The sequence below is a fragment of the Oryzifoliimicrobium ureilyticum genome (genome assembly GCF_037199735.1).
In the GTDB taxonomy this organism is placed as follows: domain Bacteria; phylum Pseudomonadota; class Alphaproteobacteria; order Rhizobiales; family Rhizobiaceae; genus Rhizobium; species Rhizobium ureilyticus.
Window position 1 is genome coordinate 1 of record NZ_JBBBVQ010000002.1, and the last position, 17,172, is coordinate 17,172.

14 protein-coding genes and 1 tRNA gene are annotated in these 17,172 nt (G+C 54.7%); 13 read left to right on the top strand and 2 right to left on the bottom strand.

All coding sequences use genetic code 11. The annotated features are described in order from the left end of the window. Window positions 1–127: 127 nt before the first annotated feature. Window positions 128–203, bottom strand: a tRNA-Lys gene (locus VQ830_RS03230). A gap of 365 nt (window positions 204–568) precedes the next feature. On the opposite strand from VQ830_RS03230, the gene VQ830_RS03235 reads away from it, so the two are divergent. Next, window positions 569–1,231 carry a GntR family transcriptional regulator gene (locus tag VQ830_RS03235; RefSeq protein WP_337266640.1) on the top strand — a complete coding sequence of 221 codons (663 nt, stop codon included), beginning with the start codon at window positions 569–571 and terminating at the stop codon, window positions 1,229–1,231. 18 nt (window positions 1,232–1,249) lie between these two features. Here VQ830_RS03235 and VQ830_RS03240 read toward each other — a convergent pair whose 3' ends face one another. Next, window positions 1,250–2,062, bottom strand: a complete 813-nt coding sequence (locus VQ830_RS03240; protein ID WP_337266641.1) for a ferredoxin--NADP reductase — start codon at window positions 2,060–2,062, stop codon at window positions 1,250–1,252. A gap of 241 nt (window positions 2,063–2,303) precedes the next feature. Between VQ830_RS03240 and pcsA the strand changes: the two genes are divergently transcribed. The 12 genes from pcsA to glmS all read left to right on the top strand — a co-directional run bounded on the left by pcsA (window position 2,304) and on the right by glmS (window position 17,070). After that, entirely contained in the window at window positions 2,304–3,029 is a 726-nt protein-coding gene (gene pcsA / locus VQ830_RS03245) for a phosphatidylcholine synthase (protein ID WP_337266642.1), read from the top strand. Window positions 3,030–3,321: 292 nt separating this feature from the next. Further along, complete coding sequence (locus VQ830_RS03250) at window positions 3,322–4,896, top strand: ABC transporter ATP-binding protein (RefSeq protein WP_337266643.1); 1,575 nt, start codon at window positions 3,322–3,324, stop codon at window positions 4,894–4,896. Next, entirely contained in the window at window positions 4,886–5,971 is a 1,086-nt protein-coding gene (locus VQ830_RS03255) for an ABC transporter permease (RefSeq protein WP_337266644.1), read from the top strand. The genes VQ830_RS03250 and VQ830_RS03255 overlap by 11 nt, the downstream gene beginning before the upstream one ends. After that, window positions 5,968–6,888 (top strand): ABC transporter permease, encoded by a 921-nt coding sequence (locus VQ830_RS03260; RefSeq protein ID WP_337266645.1) that lies wholly within the window; start codon window positions 5,968–5,970, stop codon window positions 6,886–6,888. The genes VQ830_RS03255 and VQ830_RS03260 overlap by 4 nt, the downstream gene beginning before the upstream one ends. Window positions 6,889–6,925: 37 nt before the next feature. After that, a complete protein-coding gene (locus tag VQ830_RS03265) occupies window positions 6,926–7,996 on the top strand; it encodes a BMP family ABC transporter substrate-binding protein (RefSeq protein WP_337266646.1) in 1,071 nt (356 codons plus the stop codon). Between the two features lie 135 nt (window positions 7,997–8,131). Next, window positions 8,132–9,094, top strand: a complete 963-nt coding sequence (gene ytfQ / locus VQ830_RS03270; protein WP_337266647.1) for a galactofuranose ABC transporter, galactofuranose-binding protein YtfQ — start codon at window positions 8,132–8,134, stop codon at window positions 9,092–9,094. A 118-nt stretch (window positions 9,095–9,212) separates the two neighbouring features. Then, a complete protein-coding gene (gene ytfR / locus VQ830_RS03275) occupies window positions 9,213–10,736 on the top strand; it encodes a galactofuranose ABC transporter, ATP-binding protein YtfR (RefSeq protein ID WP_337266648.1) in 1,524 nt (507 codons plus the stop codon). Window positions 10,737–10,739: 3 nt separating this feature from the next. Continuing rightward, a complete protein-coding gene (locus tag VQ830_RS03280; protein ID WP_337266649.1) occupies window positions 10,740–11,759 on the top strand; it encodes an ABC transporter permease in 1,020 nt (339 codons plus the stop codon). Next, entirely contained in the window at window positions 11,756–12,724 is a 969-nt protein-coding gene (gene yjfF, locus VQ830_RS03285; protein ID WP_337266650.1) for a galactofuranose ABC transporter, permease protein YjfF, read from the top strand. Before VQ830_RS03280 ends, yjfF begins: the two co-directional genes overlap by 4 nt. Window positions 12,725–12,737: 13 nt before the next feature. Next, complete coding sequence (locus VQ830_RS03290; RefSeq protein WP_337266651.1) at window positions 12,738–13,487, top strand: FadR/GntR family transcriptional regulator; 750 nt, start codon at window positions 12,738–12,740, stop codon at window positions 13,485–13,487. A 221-nt stretch (window positions 13,488–13,708) separates the two neighbouring features. Further along, complete coding sequence (glmU, locus tag VQ830_RS03295; protein ID WP_337266652.1) at window positions 13,709–15,073, top strand: bifunctional UDP-N-acetylglucosamine diphosphorylase/glucosamine-1-phosphate N-acetyltransferase GlmU; 1,365 nt, start codon at window positions 13,709–13,711, stop codon at window positions 15,071–15,073. 170 nt (window positions 15,074–15,243) lie between these two features. After that, window positions 15,244–17,070 (top strand): glutamine--fructose-6-phosphate transaminase (isomerizing), encoded by a 1,827-nt coding sequence (gene glmS, locus VQ830_RS03300; RefSeq protein ID WP_337266653.1) that lies wholly within the window; start codon window positions 15,244–15,246, stop codon window positions 17,068–17,070. The last annotated feature ends 102 nt before the right edge of the window (window positions 17,071–17,172 follow it).

Below are 17,172 nucleotides of genomic sequence, written 5' to 3' on the forward strand. Positions count from 1 at the left end.
GATCTCGGATATATCGACTTGGAACAGAGGACTTTGCAAACCATCGACAACCCGTTCGGCACGAGGTTGTTACCTATGTCTTAGGAACAGATTGTTACCTATGTATCCGGGTTGGACATTTTGGAAATGGTGAGAGCGATGGGATTCGAACCCATGACCTACTGATTAAAAGTCAGTTGCTCTACCGGCTGAGCTACGCTCTCTCGAGACGTGGGCGATTGCCCGTCTGAAAGTGGGCGGAACATATTCAGACCTCTCTATCTGGTCAACCGCAAAAATCTTCTTTTCCTGTCTCTTTTCACGTTTTTTGAGTCGCCATTCGACCTACGCATCTAAATGATGATGCCTCCCATTTCCAACCCGACATCCTGTCCGATGAAAAACCCGATCCTCGGCTTTCTCCCTGGCACAAGTTCCGTTATTTCGTTGAGTCGATAACGAGGCGTAGCGAATCCTACATCGATCTTCGAGACGGCCTCTTTTCCAATGCCCGTCAGACAGGTTCTCGGTAAGCTTTGCGCCCACCTATCATCCTTGTCGTCGTGGTCTCCATGAAACGAGAGAATTTATGGCCAATTCTTACAGCCACCTTGCCTACCTTGCGCTCGAACGAGCGATTGTGACGCTTGAGCTTCTTCCGGGGGCAACAGTGACTGAAAGACAGCTTATTGAAATTGCTGGTCTTGGACGCACGCCTGTCCGTGAGGCCATCCAGAAACTCGCTTGGCAGGGGCTCATCTCCGTGCGCCCAAGGGTTGGCCTCGAAATCGCACCTATCCAGGAGAACGATCACGTCCACGTCATGCAGGTTCGCCGTTCGCTGGAGCCTCTTGCGGCGGAACTAGCGGCACAGTACGCGACCGATGAACAGCGAGAAAAGTTGTCGACTTGCGCTGACATCATGAATGGCTGTCTGGGGCAAAATGATCAGCGGGCATTTTTCGCGGCTGACAAGGATTTCGATGAACTCTTGGAAGAGGCTTGTGCCAATCGATTTGTCACGGCCGCTCTTGCGCCTGTCCAAACCCATTCTCGCCGCTTGTGGTTTTCGGCTGGAAACTTCGGCCGCACGGACGCGTCGATTGAATTGCATTTGCACACGATTCACGCGATCAAGGACGGCAAACAAAAAGAAGCAGCGCAAGCCATGACTGCGCTGCTGAATTATCTCGGAGATATTTACTCACAAACGCCGACTGGCAGAGACGAGCGGCAATCTCACGCAAGGTGAAAGAGCCAACGGCTATCCTTAGCCGACGAAGGCACGCTCAATGACAAACTCGGCGGGCTTGCTGTTTGCACCTTCTTCGAGGCCAGCATTTTCAAGCAGCGCCTTGGTATCTTTCAGCATCTCGGCCGATCCGCAAATCATGCCTCGATCCGTTGCTGGATCGAGAGGCGTAAGCCCAAGATCTGAAAAGATCTTACCAGAAGAAATTAGGTCGGTAATACGACCGCGATAGGGGAATTCTTCGCGTGTTACAGTCGCATAATGACGCAACTTATCGCCGACGATTTCCTTCAACAGTTCATCCTCATTGATCTCGCGAATGAGATCGAACCCGTACTGCAGCTCGGCAACGTCGCGCGTGGTGTGGGTTAGGATGACTTCTTCGAACTTTTCGTAAGTTTCCGGATCCCTGATAAGACTTGCAAAAGGCGCGATGCCGGTCCCAGTCGAGAACATATAAAGGCGACGTCCAGGTGTCAGCGCGTCAAGCACCAAGGTGCCAGTCGGCTTCTTGCGCATCAGCACCTGATCGCCAGGTTTAATCGTCTGCAGGTGAGAGGTCAGCGGACCATCCGGCACTTTGATCGAAAAAAATTCAAGCTCTTCCGCCCAGGCGGGACTTGCGATCGAGTAAGCGCGAAAAATGGGCTTGCCCTCGACCATCAGGCCGATCATCGCGAATTCGCCCGAACGGAACCGGAAACCCTGAGGACGGGTCATGGTGAATCGAAAGAGACGATCAGTATAATGCGTCACGTTCAAAACCGTCTCGGCATAAACGTTTGCCGGCGGGGCTGACGTAAATTCATCGGTTTTTGCAGGCGCGTTCATAAAATTCTGGCTCTTTGTCTTTAGGAATGAGAGGCAGTTATTACACTTGGAGCCTTTATGGAAGGCAATCTGTTCCGTTTCGCAGTTGCGAGAGGAAATATGCGTGCGGCCGTGGCAATTCAAGGTCGATCTTCCAGGGGATTGCGCTGGACTGCTTCCTTTTGCGCTAGCGGCTTCGGTTAAAGGATGCATATTAGGCAGGTGCGTAACGAAAGAGCAGACGGATAGACGTCGGGGGATTATGAAGATCTTTAACTACAGACGCGTTCCCTATGCGGAAATGCGCGCCTTCTCTGTGCATATCCTTACGGCGTCCGGCTCTTTCCTGGCATTTCTTGGTGTCGTCGCTGCTGCCGAGAGACGCTTTACTGATATGTTCTGGTGGCTGGGACTGGCGCTTCTAGTCGATGGGATAGATGGTCCTATTGCGCGAAAGGTGAAGGTCAAGGAAGTCCTGCCGAATTGGTCGGGCGACACGCTCGACAATATCATAGACTATGTCACCTATGTCCTATTACCGGCCTTCGCCCTCTACCAGAGCGGGATGATTGGTCAGCCTTGGTCGTTTCTTGCTGCGGGAATGATCGTGGTATCTAGCGCGATCTATTATGCCGATATGGGAATGAAAACCGAAGAATACTTCTTCTCCGGGTTCCCCGTCGTTTGGAATATGGTGATCTTCACGCTGTTTGTTGTGCATGCGAGTGCCACTGCGGCACTCGTCATCGTCACGCTTTCGGTATTCCTCACATTCCTTCCTATCAATTTTCTTCACCCCGTACGCGTGAAGAGGCTGCGTCCTTTGAACCTGACTGTGTTCTTTCTCTGGGCCATTCTGGGGATCTATTCTCTTCTGCAGCATTTTTCGATGCCGTCATGGGCGGCTGTTCTTTTTGTTGCGAGCGGCCTTTATCTTTACTGCATCGGTGCCGTTCTGCAGTTTTTCCCTTCGCTCGGAAAAAGATGACATCTTCGACGAGCCGGTAATAAAAAAATTCAAAGACTTATGATGTGGTTCTCATGCTTGACGTTAGGTTGAGAGCCTATGGACACCCGTTGCGGACAAGCTGCGCGCTGAACGTTTGTGCAGAAGCGGTATTTGCTGTTGTGTTGTGCAACAAACTGCGTATCAATATCTCTCAAGGCTATCCGTGACTGCGAGAGCAGGGCGGGCGTAGGCGGAAGCAACAACAGAAGAACAACCGAGACGGCCACGCTTGAAGTAAAAGTGTAAGGACCGTTTCAACGATGAGGGGAACGTGTCGTCATCGAATATACCGGCATCCGGTGCGTTATTATCGGTCCGGCAGCTGACGAAACTTTTCGGTAGCTTTGCAGCCTGCAATCATATCGATCTGGAAATTGCGCCGGGCGAAATTCACGCTCTTCTCGGCGAAAACGGCGCTGGCAAGTCAACCCTCGTCAAAATGCTGTTCGGCGTTCTAGAGCCGACAGAGGGCGAGATCGTATGGGACGGATCGCCTGTCATGATCGGATCCCCGGCCGACGCGCGGCGTCTCGGTATCGGTATGGTCTTCCAGCATTTTTCACTATTTGAGGCGCTGACCGTTGCTGAAAACATTGCGCTCTCGCTCGACGACTCCATCCCGATCGGGAAGATTGCCGAGGAGGCAGCAAAGCTGTCGCGCGCCTACGGTTTGCCGCTTGATCCCCAAGCGCATGTAGCCGACCTTTCCGTCGGCGAGCGTCAGCGTATCGAAATCGTACGCGCCCTTCTACAAAATCCTAAACTGATCATTCTGGACGAACCGACATCCGTTCTGACCCCGCAGGAAGCTGACCGGCTTTTTGAAACGCTGTTTAAATTGAGGTCAGAGGGACGCTCTGTCCTTTACATCAGTCACCGGCTTGAAGAGGTACAGCGCATCTGCGATCGCGCGACGGTCTTGCGCCATGGTAAAGTGACAGGAGCTTGCGACCCCCGGAAGGAAACGCCGTCATCTCTGGCGCGCATGATGGTGGGCGGCGAGGTGGCGACTGTCTCGCCTAATGGTCTCCTTGAGCAGGGCAAGGTTCTTCTCGAATTGGCTGGTCTTTCCGCGCCAGCGCGCACGCCTTTTGCCGTGCCACTCAGAGACATCAATCTGCGGGTTAAAGGCGGCAGCGTCCTTGCCATTGCCGGGGTAGCGGGCAATGGTCAAAGCGAGTTGTTCGACGCCATTTCTGGTGAATATCCCTCTGCTGTCGATGACGTTGTGTCCATTCGAGGCAAATCTATTGGTACAACAGGCATCAATGAACGACGGCTTCTTGGAGCCTCGTTTGTGCCGGAAGAACGGCATGGACACGCCGCCGTTTCGGTGTTGACCTTATCGGACAATATGGTGTTGTCGCGTCACAAGTCTGATCGGAAAGCCTTTCTGACGGGTGGGCTTTTCAAGATCATCAGACGCAGTGCTGTTACCGCAGCGACACGGCGCGTTTCCCATGTCATGGACGTCCGAAAAAGTGGCGAAAATCCCGCGGCAGGATCTCTGTCGGGCGGCAATTTACAGAAATTCATCATGGGGCGTGAATTGGACAGGCAACCATCGGTCCTTGTCGTCAATCAGCCAACCTGGGGTGTTGATGCCGGCGCTGCCAGTCGCATCCGGCAGGCTTTGGTCGATCTCGCTAAAGCAGGGTCAGCCGTTCTTGTCATCAGTCAGGATCTTGACGAAATCTTCGAGGTGGCGAGCGAGATTGCCGTTATCTCAGAGGGAAAGCTGTCCCAGCCATATAGGGCCGATGAACTTACCCGGGAGAAGATCGGCCTTTTGATGGGGGGCCTTCATGAGGGCAAGCCTGCAGCGGGGACGGCGCATGCGCATTGAACTCGAAAGGCGCCCACAGGTATCGAGGCTTTTTGGTCTCGTATCACCGTTGCTTGCGCTCGGTTTGACCCTTGTCACCGGCGCCATCATGTTTGTTTTGCTTGGTAAGGATCCTCTTGAGGCGCTCAATGCGTTCTTCGTCGCGCCCCTTCTGGAGGTTTGGTCGCTTCACGAGCTGGCAATCAAGGCTGCCCCTCTCATTCTGATCGCAGTGGGACTTTCGGTCTGCTATCGATCGAATAACTGGAATATCGGTGCGGAGGGTCAGTTTACGATGGGCGCGGTCGCAGGCTCGTTCCTGCCGATCGTATTCTACGACTGGCACTCGCCCCTGGTGCTGCCCCTGATGTTGTTGCTCGGAGCTTTGGGCGGAGCTTTGTTTGCCGCGATCCCAGCACTATTGAAAGCACATTTCAACACCAACGAAATCCTCACGTCGCTAATGCTTGTCTACATTGCACAGCTTTTCTTGGATTGGCTGGTGCGCGGTGCATGGCGTGATCCGCAAGGCATGAATTTCCCCGTCTCGCGTGACTTTGCGCCGGAGGCTGTCTTGCCAGCCATATGGGAAGAGTCCGGCAGGGCACACTGGGCCTTTGTGTTCGCCATCGTTGCAGCGATCTTTGTCTGGTTCATGATGCGCTATACCCTCAAGGGGTTTGAGATCGTCGTTCTGGGTCAGTCAGAGCGGGCAGGCCGTTTCGCGGGCTTTTCCTCGCGACGTATGGTCTGGTTTGCATTTCTGTTCTCAGGCGCCTTGGCTGGATTGGCAGGGATTTCCGAAGTCTCCGGCTCGATCGGTCATCTTCAGCCGGCAATATCGCCGGGTTATGGTTTTACGGCGATCATTGTCGCCTTCCTGGGGCGCCTCAATCCGCTTGGCATCATCGCTTCCGGTCTCGTTCTTGCCTTGACCTATCTCGGCGGCGAAGCTGCGCAATTGTCCATCGGCATATCGGATAAGGTCGTTCGTGTTTTTCAAGGATTGCTGCTCTTCTTCGTTCTGTCCTGTGACACGCTGATTTACTACCGCGTACGCATCGTGTGGTCGCGTCTGCGCGGAGGGGCGTCATGAGCATTTTCGAAGCCATTCTCCTGACGGTCATTACCGCTTCTACGCCATTGGTCATCGCGGCTTTGGGAGAGCTCGTGACGGAACGGGCCGGGGTCCTGAACCTCGGTGTCGAAGGCATGATGGTCATGGGGGCCGTTACCGCTTTCATCGGCGCCCAGGAAACAGGGAGCCCCTATATCGGCATTCTATGCGGGATCCTCGGCGGCGCTCTGTTCTCGCTTCTGTTTGCTTTCCTAACGCTGACGCTGATTGCCAATCAGGTTGCCACCGGACTTGCGCTGACGATCCTCGGCATCGGGGCATCGGGAATGATCGGCGAATCGTATGTCGGGTTGCCCGGGATTCGGCTCCCGCCGATCGTCATCCCGTTTTTGTCGGATATTCCGTACATTGGTTCAGCCTTTTTCAAGCAGGACATTATCTTCTACATGTCGATTGCGCTTGTTGTCGGCGTGAACTGGTTTCTGTTTCGCAGCCGGACGGGCCTCAAGATCCGCGCTATCGGCGACAATCATCAGTCGGCACATGCCCTGGGTATCAAGGTTATTCGCACGCGCTACCTTGCCGTTCTTTTTGGCGGGGCCTGCGCCGGTTTGGCGGGTGCGCAGCTTTCTCTGATCTATACGCCGCAGTGGACCGAAAACATGTCAGGCGGACGCGGATGGATTGCACTGGCGCTCGTGGTTTTCAGTTCGTGGCGGCCATGGCGCATACTGCTTGGCGGTTATCTTTTTGGGGCGGTCACGATCCTTCAGCTGCATGCGCAGGCGCTTGGTATCGGGGTTCCCTCGCAATTTCTTTCGATGCTGCCCTACGCGGCAACGATTGTGGTTCTTCTCATCATTTCGCAAAACCGTCGAACCACGTTGATCAACACACCGGCATCACTCGGGCGATCCTTTGTGCCGGACCGATAAACAAACAAACCAACCTCCAAAACTAGGGGATCATGACATGAAGAAAACGGCACTGGCTTTAGCGGCGACAGCTGCGCTTATTCTTGGTTACGGCGGAGCAGCTCAAGCCGCTCCGACCAAGGTCTGCTTCGTCTATGTCGGCGCACGCACGGACGGTGGCTGGACCCAGGCCCACGAGAACGGCCGCTTGCAGGTTCAAAAGGAGTTTGGCGACAAGATCGAGACACCGTTCCTTGAAAACGTCCCGGAAGGCCCCGATGCGGAACGCGCGATCGAGCGTATGGCACGCTCAGGCTGCTCCTTGATCTTCACCACATCCTTTGGCTTCATGGATGCCACCGTGAACGTGGCGAAAAAGTTTCCGAAGGTGAAGTTTGAACATGCGACGGGCTTCAAGTCGGCGCCGAATCTTGCCACCTACAACTCGCGCTTCTACGAAGGCCGCTATATCGCCGGTGTGATCGCCGGCAAGATGTCGAAGAAAGGCGAGGCGGGCTATATCGCGACGTTCCCAATTCCAGAAGTCGTGATGGGAATCAATGCGTTCGAGCAAGGTGCAAAGTCAGTCAATCCAAACTTCAAGATGAAGGTAATCTGGGTCAACACCTGGTTCGATCCCGGCAAGGAAGCCGATGCGGCAAAGGCACTGCTTGATCAGGGCGTGGACATCCTGACGCAACACACCGATACGACCGCACCGATGCAGGTTGCCGAACAGCGCGGTGTGAAAGCGTTTGGACAAGCCTCCGACATGATCAAGGCGGGCCCAAATGTTCAGATGACCGCGATCGTCGATACCTGGGGCAACTATTATGTAAAGCGCGTCAAAGCGCTGCTTGATGGCAACTGGAAGGCTGAGCAGAGCTGGGATGGCCTCAAGGACGGCATTCTGACGATGGCGCCATACACAAACATGCCAGATGACGTGAAGAAGCTTGCCGAAGAAACGGAAGCTAAGATCAAGTCTGGCGAACTGCATCCATTCACCGGTCCGATCAACAAGCAGGACGGTACGCCATGGCTCAAAGCAGGCGAGAAAGCAGATGACGGCACGCTTTTGGGCATGAATTTCTACGTCGAAGGCGTTGACGACAAGCTGCCTAAGTAAGACGAGAATCGACGGGAGAGGGCGCTTTAAAAGCGCCCTTTTTTAATTCAGCGGAAACTAAAAATTCTGATTTACAAAAGTCATACAATATGATTTTTTCTCCTTGGCCGCGCGGAGGCGGCCTGGGAGGAAATCATGAAGTTTAAGACTGCACTTTTGAGTGCCACGATGTTTATTGCTGGCGCACTCGCATCTGCTTCGGCTGCAGACATGACTGTCGGCTTTTCGCAGATTGGTTCTGAATCGGGTTGGCGCGCGGCTGAAACCACGGTGACCAAGCAGGAAGCCAAGAAGCGCGGCATCGACCTTAAGTTTGCCGATGCACAGCAGAAGCAGGAAAACCAGATCAAGGCGATTCGCTCCTTCATCGCTCAGGGTGTCCAGGCGATTCTCATCGCTCCGGTTGTTGAAACCGGCTGGGACGCCGTGCTGAAGGAAGCCAAGGAAGCGAAGATCCCGGTCATACTTCTCGACCGTAACATCAAGGCTCCCGAAGATCTTTACCTGACCGCCGTCACCTCTGACCAGGTGCATGAAGGCAAGGTTGCCGGTGACTGGCTCGTGAAGACGGTTGGCGACAAGAAGTGCAATGTTGTCGAACTACAGGGCACAACAGGCTCCTCACCAGCGATTTCGCGTAAGAAGGGCTTTGAAGAGGCGATTGCAGGCCATTCAAACATCAAGATCATTCGCAGCCAGACCGGTGACTTCACCCGCACGAAGGGTAAGGAAGTCATGGAAAGCTTCTTGAAAGCCGAAAATGGCGGCAAGGACATTTGCGCTCTCTACGCGCATAATGACGACATGGCCGTCGGCGGTATTCAGGCGATCAAGGAAGCCGGCCTTAAGCCAGGCAAGGATATCCTCGTCGTATCGATCGACTCGATCCCCGACATCTTCAAGGCCATGGCTGCTGGCGAAGCTAATGCCACCGTCGAACTGACACCAAACATGGCTGGTCCCGCTTTCGACGCTCTCGATGCCTACTTGAAGGACAAGAAAGAGCCCAAGAAGTGGATCCAGACGGAATCGAAGCTCTACACGCAGGCTGACGATCCGATGAAAGTCTACGAAGCTAAGAAAGACCTGGGCTACTGAGCCAAGAAAAGGTCGGGCCGCATCGCATTCATTGCAATGCGGCCCTCAGCCATGTCAGCGACCATCATGTTCGCAGACGACGTGGCATATTGCGTCCATAGCAGGAAGCGCCTCTTTCATGAGTCACAATTTCGCGAACGTCCTTTCAGCGACGGGGATATGCAAATATTTCCCAGGCGCTGTTGCCTTGGATCATGTCGATTTTCATCTTCGTCGTGGGGAGGTTCACTCTCTCCTTGGAGAAAATGGTGCGGGCAAATCAACCCTGATCAAGTGCATGACGGGCGCCTATCGCCGAGACGGCGGAACGCTTCACCTCGATGACAGTGACATTGATCCTACAGATCCGCATTCCGCACAGAAGCTTGGGATCGGGACGGTCTATCAAGAAGTGAACCTTCTTCCGAACCTAAGCGTCGCTGAAAACCTGTTTATCGGTCGCCAGCCGCGCCGGCTTGGCATGACGAACAACCGCGAAATGAACCGCTTGGCGCGGAGCTTGCTCTCGCAATATGGTCTCGACATCGACGTCACTGCCGAACTGTCGCGCTTTTCTGTCGCCATCCAGCAGGTAATCGCCATCGCGCGCGCGGTCGATCTCTCGGGCAAGGTGCTTATTCTCGACGAGCCGACAGCAAGTCTTGACGCGCAAGAAGTCGCCATGCTTTTCCGCATTATCAGAAACTTGAAGGAAAAGGGCTTAGGCATTGTCTTTATTACCCATTTTCTTGATCAAGTTTACGAGATCAGCGATCGCATAACTGTCTTGCGCAACGGCCGGCTTGTCGGAACGAGAGAGGCTGCAACGCTGCCGCGGACGGATCTTATTTCGATGATGCTTGGACACGATCTGGCTGAAACGGAATCCGTCATACGCCATCGTCACGCCGAAGCGGGGGAAATCCAATATAGCTTCCAGAATTACGGCAAGAAAAACAAAGTCCATCCCTTCGACCTTGAGTTGCGGGCTGGGGAAGTCGTTGGCATTGCAGGGTTGCTCGGCTCCGGGCGGACTGAAACGGCGGAGCTTATCTTCGGGCTCGACAAGGCGGACAGCGGCAAGGCTCTCATCAAGGGCAAGGAGGTTTCTCTTTCCAGTCCGCGTGCCGCCATCCGCGAAGGATTCGGATTTTGCCCGGAAGACAGGAAAGTCGATGGAATTGTCGGCGATCTGTCCGTTCGGGAGAATATCATTCTTGCGCTTCAGGCGCGGCGAGGTTGGACGAGGCCGCTGCCACGCAGCGAGCAGATTGCCATTGCTGATCGGTACATCAAGGCGCTGGATATTCGCACCACCGATCGCGAAAAGCCGATCCGATTGCTTTCAGGCGGCAATCAGCAGAAGGCGATCCTTGGCCGTTGGCTCGCCACCAATCCGAGCTTTCTGATCCTTGATGAGCCGACACGGGGTATCGATGTTGGCGCGCATGCAGAAATCATTCGCTTGATCGAAAATCTCTGCGAGCAAGGCCTGTCTCTGATCGTGATCTCATCCGAATTGCAGGAACTTACAGCCTACAGTTCGCGCATCATTGTTCTTCGCGATCGACGTCATGTTGCAGAGCTTGTGGGCGAGGATGTGACGACGGCGAGAATTGTCGAGGCCATTGCCTCGACACCCGACCGGGCAAAGGAGGCTTGATCAATGGCAATTCTTCGCCGTATTGCGCCGCAGATCATAACGCTCGCGATCATCATCGCGCTGAACTTCATTATGTTTCCGCAGTTTTTTAATCTGGTGGTTCAAAACGACCGTCTTTACGGCAGCTTGATCGACGTGGTGAATCGCGGTGCTCCGGTAGCGCTGCTCGCGATCGGCATGACATTGGTGATCGCAACGCGTGGTATTGATCTCTCGGTTGGGGCGGTCATTGCAATCTGCGGCGCTGTGGCGGCCTCGTCCATCGCGGCCGGCAGTTCCCTGGCCGTAACGCTTCTCATGACGCTCGCGATCGGACTGTTGTGCGGCCTGTGGAACGGTGTTCTTGTTTCCGTGCTCGGAATTCAGCCGATCATCGCAACGCTTGTTTTGATGGTTGCTGGGCGCGGAATTGCGCAAATGATTACGGAAGGTGTAATTCTCACTTTCAATAATGACGCCTTCACCTTCTTGGGCAGCGGCTCGTTCGCCTTTCTGCCGATGCCGGTAATCATTTGGGTCGCCACCGGCATAATCGTTATGGCGCTCGTACGCTGGAGCGCACTTGGGCTGTTGATCGAAGCCACAGGCATCAATTTGCGCGCCAGCCGCCTTGCAGGTGTCGGAACGCCGGTGATCTTGATCGCTGTCTACATGTTGAGCGGTCTTTGCGCAGCCATCGCAGGTATCATCGTGACGGCTGATATCAAAGGCGCGGATGCAAACAATGCGGGACTTTGGCTTGAGCTGGACGCTATTCTGGCAGTCGTGCTGGGCGGTAACTCTCTGTTGGGGGGACGTTTCAGTATTCTCGGTTCCCTAATCGGCGCCATGATCATACAGGCGGTCAACACCGGCATCCTTCTTTCCGGCTTCCCGCCGGAATTCAACCTCGTCATCAAGGCCGTCATCGTGCTTGTCATTCTTTTCGTTCAGTCACCGGCTGTCCAATCGGCGGCAGGCTTCTTCAAGGCGAAGCGCACAACGCCGTCTGCAACAAACGCTTTGACGGAGCAGCGCCCATGAACGCCAGACAGCTTCCCCTTGTGGCCACGCTTGTCATCTTCGTGCTCGCGTATTTTCTTTGTTTTCTTGAATATCCCAACATGCTTTCGACGCGTGTTATAGGCAACCTTTTAACTGATAACGCCTTTCTCGGGATTGCGGCGGTCGGTATGACGTTCGTGATCATTTCCGGCGGCATCGATCTGTCGATCGGTTCGGTCATTGCGTTTACCGGTGTGTTCTTGGCGGTCATTCTGCGCGATACGAGCATCCATCCGCTTCTGGCTTTCGTGCTCGTGCTTCTTGTCACCACGGCTTTCGGCGCGGCCATGGGCGCAACCATTCATTACCTGAAGATGCCGGCCTTCATCGTAACTTTGGCGGGCATGTTTCTGGCGCGTGGTGCCGCATTCGTCCTCTCGATCGATAGCGTGCCGGTCACTCACGAGTACTACGATACGCTGACCTCCATCTACTGGCTGATGCCGGGCGGCGGACGCCTGACATTGATTGGTGCAGTGATGATCCTCGTGTTCATCGTTGGAGCGTTTGTTGCGCACAGAACGCGCTTTGGTACGAATGTTTATGCCCTTGGCGGCGGCGCAAGTACGGCCGAGCTTATGGGAGTTCCTGTCGGCCGCACGACGATCGGTATCTATGCCTTGTCGGGCTTGCTGGCTGGTTTATCAGGAATTGTCTTTTCCCTGTACACTTCGGCAGGCTATTCCTTGGCTGCGGTCGGTGTGGAACTCGATGCTATTGCAGCCGTCGTGATCGGCGGAACGCTTTTGACAGGCGGTGCGGGCTATGTAGCAGGCACTTTTATTGGAATTCTGATCCAAGGTTTGATTCAAACATACATCACCTTTGACGGTACGCTCTCCAGTTGGTGGACGAAGATCGTCATCGGGCTGCTTCTTTTCGCGTTCATTCTTTTACAAAAAGGCATTTTGTTTGCTTCCGGGCTTAAAAGGAAGCATGCCTAGATTTGGGGGGCACTTGCGCAGCAGGTTGTTTGAGACAGGCCACGCTGGCAAGAAGGGCCGGTCGAGTCATGCGCAAGTAGTTGACGAGCTTGGTCGTGAGATCGTCGGCGGTGTGTTTCCCGTAGGAACGCTGCTTCCAGGGGATGCTGAGCTCGTTCAGAGGTTTAAGGTATCACGCACGGTCTTGCGCGAGGCGATGAAGACGCTCGCGGCCAAAGGGATGATCGTTGCCAAAGCGCGCGTTGGCACGCGGGTGACTGAACAGAACATGTGGAACATGTTCGATAGCGATATCATCGTCTGGCACTTCGAAAATGGTGTCACCGAGACGTTTTTAACGCAGCTCTACGATATTCGCCTCGCATTCGAGCCCTTTGCAGCTGCCCTTGCCGCGAAACGAGCCAACACTTCGGATGTGAAATGGTTGACTGAACTGGCAGAGGCCATGGCAGTGCCAGGACATACGCCAGAGAGCCTTGCAATGGCCGACCTTCGCTTCCACCTTGCAATTGCCGAAGCTTCCCGCAATCCCTTCATGCGGACACTCGGAAGTTTGATCGAAGCTGCGTTGATCGGCATGTTTCGAATCAGCACGCCACCTTCGCAAAACGGCTTTTCCAACATTGCGGAGACGCATATGCGCATCGTTCACGCCATCGCAGCGGGAGACGCAGATGGCGCGCGCAGCGCCATGGAGGCTGTGATCATCGATGGCCAGGATCACGTTCACGAGGCTTATGCGGATTTCGTGCAAAGCGCCTAGCTGCTTGTTTCAGGGCTGTTCTCTGTCGATCAGGAATGGCCTCGCTGGGTCTCCTGATAGTGCAGAGCCTTTTCAGGTTGGCGTCGATGCTTTGGCGCGGGAAACTGAACCGCGCAATGAGGCTGTTTTAACGAGTGGGTTGAGCTGCAATTTCGTCTTGGTGCCGCCAAGCTCTTACTGTTAAGAGGCAGACACGCAGTTAGGCGAATTTGGAGCCATCTATGGAACGCACCTGTCTTGCCATCATTCTTGCCGCTGGCGATAGCACCCGAATGCGGTCTTCGAAATCGAAGGTGCTTCATGAAATCGCTGGCAGAGCGATGATTGGCCATGTGGTGGAAGCTGTGGCTCTCGCTGGCGTTTCGACAGTAGCCCTTGTCGTGGGGCGGGATGCCGACGCGGTGCGCAAAGCCGCGGCAACGGCGAATATAGGGGTAGAAAGCTATCTCCAAAAGGAGCGCCTGGGTACAGGGCATGCAGTGCTTGCCGCACGAGAGGCGATCGCACGCGGCTACGACGACATCCTTGTCACCTATGGTGATGTTCCGCTTCAAACAGCGGGACCTTTGACGGCCGCGCGCTCTGCGCTCGCCGATGGCAGCGATGTTGTTGTCATCGGGTTTCATACGGAAAAGCCCACCGGCTACGGTCGTCTCATCGTCAAAGATGGTGAACTGATCGCAATCCGCGAAGAGAAGGACGCCACCGATGCGGAGCGCGCATTAAAATGGTGCAACAGCGGCCTGATGCTCATCAATGGCAAGAAGGCTCTCGACTACTTAACGAGAATTGGGAACGCGAACGCCAAGAGGGAATACTATCTCACCGACGTCGTTGAGATCGCGCGCAGTCTGGGCGGCAAGGTTACGGCCGTTGATGCACCCGAAGCCGAAATGGCGGGATGCAACACCCGAGCAGAACTGGCGTTGATCGAACGGTTTTGGCAAGAGCGCCGCCGCCACGAAATCATGCTCTCCGGTGTCACAATGATTGCTCCCGAAACCGTCTTTCTGAGCTTTGATACGATCATTGGGCAAGATGCGCTCATCGAGCCTAATGTCGTCTTCGGCCCAGGTGTCGTCATTGGTCCTCGCGCAGTCATTCACGCCTTTTCGCATATCGAGGGGGCCAGGGTGGAGGAAAATACTTCGGTTGGCCCGTTCGCGAGGCTGCGTCCCGGCACTGTGCTTAACGAGGGCTCCCGCGTTGGCAATTTCTGCGAGATTAAAAATGCTGATATTGCTGCCGGCGCGAAGATCAATCACCTGACCTATATCGGCGATGCTGAAGTCGGGAGGCAAACCAATATCGGCGCGGGAACCATTACGTGCAATTATGATGGCGTAAACAAGCACAAGACGGTCATTGGCGAAAACGCGTTTATTGGTTCAAACTCATCGCTGGTTGCTCCAGTGACAATAGGCAACGGCGCTTATGTCGCTTCCGGCAGCGTGATCACCGATCACGTTCCCGATGAGGCTCTCGCTTTCGGACGCGCCCGTCAGGAGAACAAGCTTGAAAGGGCACGTCAAATCCGTGAGCGGGCGTTAGCGTTCAAGGCGTCGAGCGCGCCAAAAGGGACGTAGAGCTGACCGCGATAGTAATCTGGCGCAATGTAAAGTGACCGCAATCACGATTGCGGATCGTGATGGAATGATTACCTCTGGCGTAGCGATGACCTTGGAGACGCCATTGTTTCGGCATCCTATCTGCGCAACTCATGAATTTATAAGACTATGAATTTAAGGACATAGACATGTGCGGAATTGTCGGCATCATCGGTGAGAAACCCGTCGCGGCCCGTCTCGTGGATGCACTAAAGCGTCTGGAATATCGCGGCTATGATTCTGCCGGCGTTGCCACGATCCATGACGGGCAACTCGACAGAAGACGCGCCGAAGGAAAGCTCGCCAATCTTGAAGGCCGACTTTCCGCCGAACCGCTAGCCGGCAATATCGGCATCGCACACACCCGCTGGGCCACTCATGGCGTTCCGAACGAGACAAATGCGCATCCGCATTTTGTGGAAGGCGTTGCTGTAGTTCACAACGGCATCATCGAGAACTTTTCCGAACTGCGTGAAGCGCTGACGCATGAAGGCGCCGTGTTCTTGAGCCAGACGGACACGGAAGTCGTCGCGCATCTCGTTGCGAAATATCTGCGTGAAGGCATGACACCGCGAGATGCTATGCTCACCACGTGCAACCGCATCAAAGGCGCCTTTGCACTTGCCGTCATGCTGCGTGACGAGCCCGATATGCTGATGGCGACACGGTCTGGACCTCCGCTTGCTGTGGGATACGGCAAGGGTGAGATGTTCCTCGGTTCGGATGCTATCGCACTTGCCCCGTTTACAAACGAAGTGACCTATCTCGTCGATGGTGATTGCGCTTTCGTGACAAAAAGTGGACTGGAGATTGTTGATCTCAAAGGCAATCCACTGCATCGCGAAAAACAGATCTCCCAAGCGACGGCTTATCTCGTCGACAAGGGCAATCATCGTCATTTCATGGAAAAGGAAATTTATGAGCAGCCGGAAGTCATCTCCCACGCGCTCGCCAATTACGTGAATTTCGCTGACAAGACAGTGGGTGAGAAAGCCCAGGCACTCGACTTCAAGTCACTCACCGGTCTTGCCGTGACTGCCTGCGGCACTGCCTATCTCGCAGGTCTGGTCGGCAAATACTGGTTCGAGCGCTATGCGCGGCTTCCGGTTGAAATCGACGTGGCTTCAGAGTTTCGCTACCGGGAAATGCCGCTATCACCGAGCCAAGCTGCGCTCGTTATTTCTCAATCCGGCGAGACCGCTGATACCCTTGCCTCGCTGCGCTATTGCAAGGAGCTTGGATTAAAGCTTGGCGCGATCGTCAACGTGAGGGAATCAACCATCGCGCGGGAATCCGACGCCGTGTTCCCGATCATGGCGGGTCCTGAAATCGGCGTCGCGTCGACCAAGGCTTTCACCTGCCAGCTTGCGGTGCTTGCCTCGCTCGCAATCGCCGCTGGGAAAGCGAGAGGTCATATCGACCGAGCACGTGAGCGTGAAATGGTTCGGCATCTTGCAGAGATGCCTCGCATCATGAGCAATGTGCTGAATCTGGTCCAGCCTCAAATCGAAAACCTGGCGCGAGAACTGTCGAAATGCCCCGATGTTCTTTACCTCGGACGCGGCACGAGTTTTCCGCTCGCGATGGAAGGCGCGCTTAAACTCAAGGAAATCTCGTATATTCATGCTGAAGGCTATGCCGCAGGGGAGTTGAAGCACGGGCCGATCGCGTTGATCGACGAGAAAATGCCGGTCATCGTCATCGCTCCCTATGACAGGTTCTTCGAAAAGACCGTCTCGAATATGCAGGAAGTCGCTGCGCGGGGTGGCCGTATTATTTTCATTACCGATGAAGCCGGCGCCGCGGCTTCTAGCCTTTCCACCATGGCCAGTATTGTCTTGCCGAATGTGGATGAGATCATCGCACCGATGATCTTCTCACTGCCGATACAGCTTCTTGCCTACCACACTGCAGTTTTTATGGGGACGGATGTGGACCAGCCGCGCAACCTCGCTAAATCGGTTACGGTAGAGTAGGGCAATTCAGTATGCTCTGCTGTGCATTTTGAACCAAGCGGAAACGCCTGGATCTCGAATGATGCGCAAAACCACAGTGAAAGCGTCTTTTTGGACTGTGCG

Bases quoted from the DNA above. Each gene is read 5' to 3' on its own strand.
- VQ830_RS03235 (WP_337266640.1), top strand. From the start codon at position 569: ATGGCCAATTCTTACAGCCACCTTGCCTACCTTGCGCTCGAACGAGCG.
- VQ830_RS03240 (WP_337266641.1), bottom strand. From the start codon at position 2,062: ATGAACGCGCCTGCAAAAACCGATGAATTTACGTCAGCCCCGCCGGCA.
- pcsA (WP_337266642.1), top strand. From the start codon at position 2,304: ATGAAGATCTTTAACTACAGACGCGTTCCCTATGCGGAAATGCGCGCC.
- VQ830_RS03255 (WP_337266644.1), top strand. From the start codon at position 4,886: ATGCGCATTGAACTCGAAAGGCGCCCACAGGTATCGAGGCTTTTTGGT.
- VQ830_RS03260 (WP_337266645.1), top strand. From the start codon at position 5,968: ATGAGCATTTTCGAAGCCATTCTCCTGACGGTCATTACCGCTTCTACG.
- VQ830_RS03265 (WP_337266646.1), top strand. From the start codon at position 6,926: ATGAAGAAAACGGCACTGGCTTTAGCGGCGACAGCTGCGCTTATTCTT.
- ytfQ (WP_337266647.1), top strand. From the start codon at position 8,132: ATGAAGTTTAAGACTGCACTTTTGAGTGCCACGATGTTTATTGCTGGC.
- ytfR (WP_337266648.1), top strand. From the start codon at position 9,213: ATGAGTCACAATTTCGCGAACGTCCTTTCAGCGACGGGGATATGCAAA.
- VQ830_RS03280 (WP_337266649.1), top strand. From the start codon at position 10,740: ATGGCAATTCTTCGCCGTATTGCGCCGCAGATCATAACGCTCGCGATC.
- yjfF (WP_337266650.1), top strand. From the start codon at position 11,756: ATGAACGCCAGACAGCTTCCCCTTGTGGCCACGCTTGTCATCTTCGTG.
- glmU (WP_337266652.1), top strand. From the start codon at position 13,709: ATGGAACGCACCTGTCTTGCCATCATTCTTGCCGCTGGCGATAGCACC.
- glmS (WP_337266653.1), top strand. From the start codon at position 15,244: ATGTGCGGAATTGTCGGCATCATCGGTGAGAAACCCGTCGCGGCCCGT.